The sequence below is a fragment of the Dactylosporangium sp. NPDC049525 genome (genome assembly GCF_040676755.1).
Lineage (GTDB): Bacteria > Actinomycetota > Actinomycetes > Mycobacteriales > Micromonosporaceae > Dactylosporangium.
On record NZ_JBFAPO010000138.1, the window covers coordinates 1 to 4,918 of the forward strand.

Genomic DNA, 4,918 nt, shown 5'->3' on the forward strand with positions numbered 1-4,918 from the left:
ACCTACCTCGCCGCCGCGCGGCGCCTTGGGTTGTTGGGGGGGCCGGGGCCCCCCCCCGCCCCGCGCCGGCTCGGGGGGGCCGGGCGGGGTTTTGCGCCCCCCCGCGGCCCCGCACCGCAGCGCCGGCGGTCATGGTCTACTGCAGCGAGACGTCGTCGAGGTAGAGGTTGTCGGTGCCGGTCGTGGTCTCCACGTAGAAGGTCGCGCCGGTCAGCGTGCCGCTCCACGACACGGTGGCGGTGCCGGTCAGCCGGGTCCATCCGCTGGAGTTGACTGCGGTCGCCGGCGCCAGCTGGACATAGCTGGTCGTGCCGTTGGCGGTCACCACCAGCATGACCTTCGCGCTGGGTGTGCCGCTGGCAGCACGGACCCAGGCGTTCACCGTGTAGCTCCCGCCGTTCGTCAGCTTCGACGTCATGTCCTGGCCGGGGCCGTTCCACGCGGCCGTCCGGCCGGTGAGCTGCAAGGACTGGGAGCCCGCGTGGGCGGTCGTGCTCGACGCCAGCGTGCCGCTGCCGAACACCGTCCACCCCGTGGTGCCGTTCTCCATGGTGCCGTTGGTGATCAGGTCCCCGCCGCCGCCGTTGGTCGTGGCGAACTGCCACCAGTTGACGTTGAACAGGTTCCCGCTGCCACCGGTGAACTTGAGGTACAGGTCGTGGGTTCCGGTGGCGCCGCTGACCGGGCAGGTGACGGTCGTCCAGGTCTGCCAGCCGCCGGTGCCGCCGACGGTGCAGGTGCCGGCGAGCGTGCCGTTGACGTTGTCCAGGCGCAGCTCTATGCGCCCGCCGCTGGTCGCGGACGCGACCCTGGCGGTGAACGATGTCGCGCCGGTGCCGAACGCGACGCCCTTGACCTTGATGGAGTCGTTGTTCTCGATCCAGCCGACGTTCATGCCGCCTTCGCTGGAGGGTTCGGTCTCGACGCCGGACTCCCAGGCGATGGTTTCGGCCTCCTGGCGCACGTACGGGTTCAGCGTGCCGACCTGTGGCGCTCCCCCGCTGCTCATCGTGATCGTCGGGATGGTGCCGTCGGCGTTGTAGCTGAACTTCTCCACCGCGACGGACCGGGTGTAGCCGCCGCCACCCGGCAGCGCGCCGTTGTGGTAGAAGAAGTACGAGCCGCCGTTGAAGTCGACGATCCCGGGGTGGTTGGTGAAGCTGCCGCCCTGGGTGGGCATGACGGTGCCGCGGTAGGTCCACGGTCCGGTCGGCCCGGAGGCGGTGGAGTAGCCGATGAACTCCGAGCAGCATTTCGCCGCGAACACGTTGTAGTACAAGCCGTTTCGCTTGTACACCCACGGTCCTTCCTCATACAGCGTGGGGCGGCTCGCGTTACCGGTGCGGGTGCCGAACCCGGCGGTGGTGAGCGGGATCTGGGTCGCCGAACCGGAGTAGGAGATCATGTCGGTGTTCAGCCGCACATACCACAGGTTCGGGTTGCCCCAGTACAGGTATGCCTGGCCGTTGTCGTCGATGAAGACGGTCGGGTCGATCTCGCCGTTCTCCACCAGCGGCCGGCCGATCGCGTCGGTGAAGGGTCCGGTGGGGCTGGTGGAGACGCCGACGCCGATGGCCATCCGGCCGGTCGCCCGGTTCGTCACGGGGACATACCAGTAGAACTTGCCGTTGCGGTTGACGACCTGCCCGGCCCACGCGTTGGCGCTGGCCCAGCTGAACGTGGTGAGGCTCATCGGCGAGCCGTGGTCGGTCCAGTTCACCATGTCGGCGGTCGAGTAGACCCGCCACTCCTTCATGGTGAAGTAGGTCGAGTTGTCTTCGTCGTGGCCGGTGTACAGGTAGACGCGGCCGTTGTACACCAGCGGTGCCGGGTCGGCCGTGTAGACGGTCTGCACGATCGGGTTGTCAGCCCGCGCCGACGGCATCGACACCGCCACCACGGCGACGGTGCCGGCCACCACCAGGAGACCCGCGGTGAGCAGGCCTGCGAGACGTCGCATCCTCATCCCCTCGTCCAACGCTGGTTCGCCGCGGCGGTGCACGTCCACAGCAGCACCACAGTCCCGTTCGCGGTGAGGTTGTGATCCACGTCGAGGCACAGCCCGGACGCGGCGCCGCGGACGGTGCCGTCGGTGTTGAGCGTCCACTGCTGGTTGGTGCCGCCGTTGCAGTCCCACAGCTGCACCTTCGCGCCTGCCGCCGCGTTCAGCGGCGCGTCGAGGCACTTGCCGAGCGCCTGGAGCGTCTGGCCGCTGGCCGTCCAGCGCTGGTTGGCGCCGCCGTTGCAGTCCCAGATGACCGGCTGCGTGCCGTTGGTGGTGCTGCCGTTCGGCACGTCCAGGCAGCGTCCGGAGGAGGCGCTGACGAGCGTCGTGCCTGTGGCCGGTGGCGTGCTCGGCGAGCTGGTGCCGCCGCCGCTGACGCGGTACACCACCGTGCCGTGCGCGGGCACCGACGCGGCGATGGCGCCGCTGGTCGTGCTGGTGGCGTTGCTCCAGGCGTCGCGCAGCGTGAACGAGCTGCCCGACTTGCCGACCGCCGCCGCGGTGGTGCTGACCGTCGTGGTCGAGCCACCCTGGTTGAACAGGGCGACGGCGACGTCACCGTTGGACAGCCGCTTGGCGAGCACCCGGCGGGTGCCGTCGTTGGACACCTGCGTGGCCTGCAGGCCCAGGCTGTCCTGGTTGATCGCGACGAGGTTCTGGTTCTTGAGGATCGTCGCGGTCGCGGCGTTCTGGGAGCGGATGTCGTTGCCGGCGATGAGCGGCGAGGCCATGACCGCCCACAGGGCGAAGTGGCTGCGCATCTCGGTGTCGTTCATGCCGCCGCGGCCGACCTCGAGCATGTCGGGGTCGTTGAACCGGCCCGGCGCGGCGTAGGAGGCGATCGGGACGGTGACGTTGACGATGTTCTGGATGCCCATCGGGTAGCCGTTGGTCTGGCCGCTGTCCCACGTGTTGGTGATGTCCTCGGTGGTGCGCCACATGTTCGCCACGTCGCCCCAGTTGCGCTGCGGGCCCGTCTTGGCGTGGATGCTGTTCGGGTTGATGCTGTACACGATCGGCCGGCCGGTCGCCGCGAGCGCGTCCCGCATCTTCGCGAACGTGGTGACCTGCTCGCTGATCGAGCCGCTGGGCGAGCACCAGTCATACTTGAGGTAGTCCACGCCCCAGGCGGCGAACTGGCGCGCGTCCTGCGCCTCGTGGCCCTGGGCGCCGGTCGCGCCCGGGTAGCTGTTGAAGTACTGCGCGCAGGTCTTGTCCAGCGGCGCCTGGTAGATGCCGAAGAGCAGACCGCGGGCATGCAGGTAGTCGCCGAGGGCCTTCATCCCGCTCGGGAACCGGCTGGCATTGGCCTGCAGGTTGCCCTGCCCGTCCCGGGTGGAGTTCATCCAGCAGTCGTCGACGACCACGTACTTGTAGCCGAGGTCCCGCATGCCGCTGCTGACGATCGCGTCGGCCATCTGCTGGATCAGCGACTCGCTGATGTTGCAGCCGAAGGTGTTCCAGCTGTTCCAGCCCATCGGTGGGGTGCGGGCCACGCCGTTCTCGAGGGCCTGCGCGTCAGGGCCGCGCAGGACGGTGGTGATGCCGCCCACCAGCAGCAGTGCCGCGGCGAGCAGTCCTGTCAGTCGTGTCAGTCGTTTCATGGTCACCTCCTGGTCCAGCGCTGGTTCGCCGCGGCGGTGCAGGTCCACAGCTGCACGACGGTCCCGTTGGCAGTGGCGTTACTGCGCACGTCCAGGCACAGGCCCGACTGCGCGTTGCTGATCGTGCCGTTGCTGTTGAGGTTCCAGCGCTGGTTGGTGCCGCCGTGGCAGTCCCACAGCTGCGCCTTGGTGCCGGCGGTGGCGCCGGTCGGCGAGTCGAGGCACTTGCCGAGCGACTGCAGGGCCTGACCGTTGAGGGTCCAGCTCTGGTTGGCGTTGCCGTTGCAGTCGTAGATGATCGGCTGGACGCCGTTGGTGGCGCTGCTGTTCGGCACGTCCAGGCAGCGCCCGGACGCGGCGCTCACCAGCGCGGTGCCGTTGCCCGGGGGCTGGCTGGTCGGGGTCGACGGGTCGCCGATGCTGCCCGGCACCGCGCGCAGCGCCGTGTACCAGGTGGCGGCCATCTTGTCGTAGCCGCCCGCGGTCGGGTGGACACCGTCGATGAGGTCGCCGGTGGTGAGCGCGGCGTGCATGTCGACGAAGTGGACCCGCTTGCCGGCGTTGACCTTGCTCTGCACCATGCCGGGGATCGTCGCGTTGAAGTTCCGGGCCGCCGTCTCCTGGCCGCTGTTGCTGATCGGGATGATGCTGGCGACGAACACGTCGGCGTTCGGCGCGGCGGCGGTGATGTGGTCGACAAGGGTGGAGAGCCGGCCGGGCGCGCCGGAGACGTTGTAATTCTGCAGCACGTCGTTGGTGCCGATGTGCAGCAGGACGGTGCGCGGGGTGGTGTTGCGCAGCCAGCCGCTGATGTTGGCATCGATCTGGTCGATCCGCCATCCCGGGTGGCCTTCGTGGTCGTGGTCCCACAGGGATGCGGGGCCGTTGAACTGGGAGCCGACGAAGTCGTTGCGGTAGCCGCCCGCGGCGAGCCGCTGCCACAGGCCGATCCGGTAGCCGCCGGGGACCTGGGTGCCCTCGGTGATCGAGTCGCCGAGCGGCATGACCCGCACGCCGCCGTTGGACTCCGCCGACGCGGGTGCGGTGAGGACCGCGGCGCCGGCCGCGGTCAGTGCGGCGGTCAGTGCCGCGGCGATGAGCCAATGTCGTGCCGTGCGCATGGCGGTGCCTCCTGGGGGTGGAAGGGCCGGCCGCCCGGAGGCGGCCGGCCGGTGATCCGATGGGGCTAGCGCTGCAGGGTCAGCACGCCGGGACGGTAGGGCAGGAGGCCGTAGTCGCCGCCGGAGCTGGGGCTGCGGCCCTGGTAGAGCAGTTGCAGGTTGCACGGGTCGATGGTCTTGGTCTGGTC

3 protein-coding genes are annotated in these 4,918 nt (G+C 69.6%); all 3 read right to left on the minus strand.

Annotation, left to right across the window (positions count from 1 at the left end):
• Positions 1–136 precede the first annotated feature (136 nt).
• On the minus strand, positions 137–1,885 hold the full coding sequence (locus tag AB0K00_RS57525) for a family 43 glycosylhydrolase (protein WP_363540151.1): 1,749 nt from the start codon (positions 1,883–1,885) through the stop codon (positions 137–139).
• Between the two features lie 77 nt (positions 1,886–1,962).
• Positions 1,963–3,483: a ricin-type beta-trefoil lectin domain protein gene (locus AB0K00_RS57530; protein WP_363540153.1), complete on the minus strand. Its 1,521-nt coding sequence runs from the start codon at positions 3,481–3,483 to the stop codon at positions 1,963–1,965.
• Between the two features lie 128 nt (positions 3,484–3,611).
• Positions 3,612–4,730, minus strand: a complete 1,119-nt coding sequence (locus tag AB0K00_RS57535) for an RICIN domain-containing protein (protein ID WP_363540149.1) — start codon at positions 4,728–4,730, stop codon at positions 3,612–3,614.
• Between the last annotated feature and the right edge of the window lie 188 nt (positions 4,731–4,918).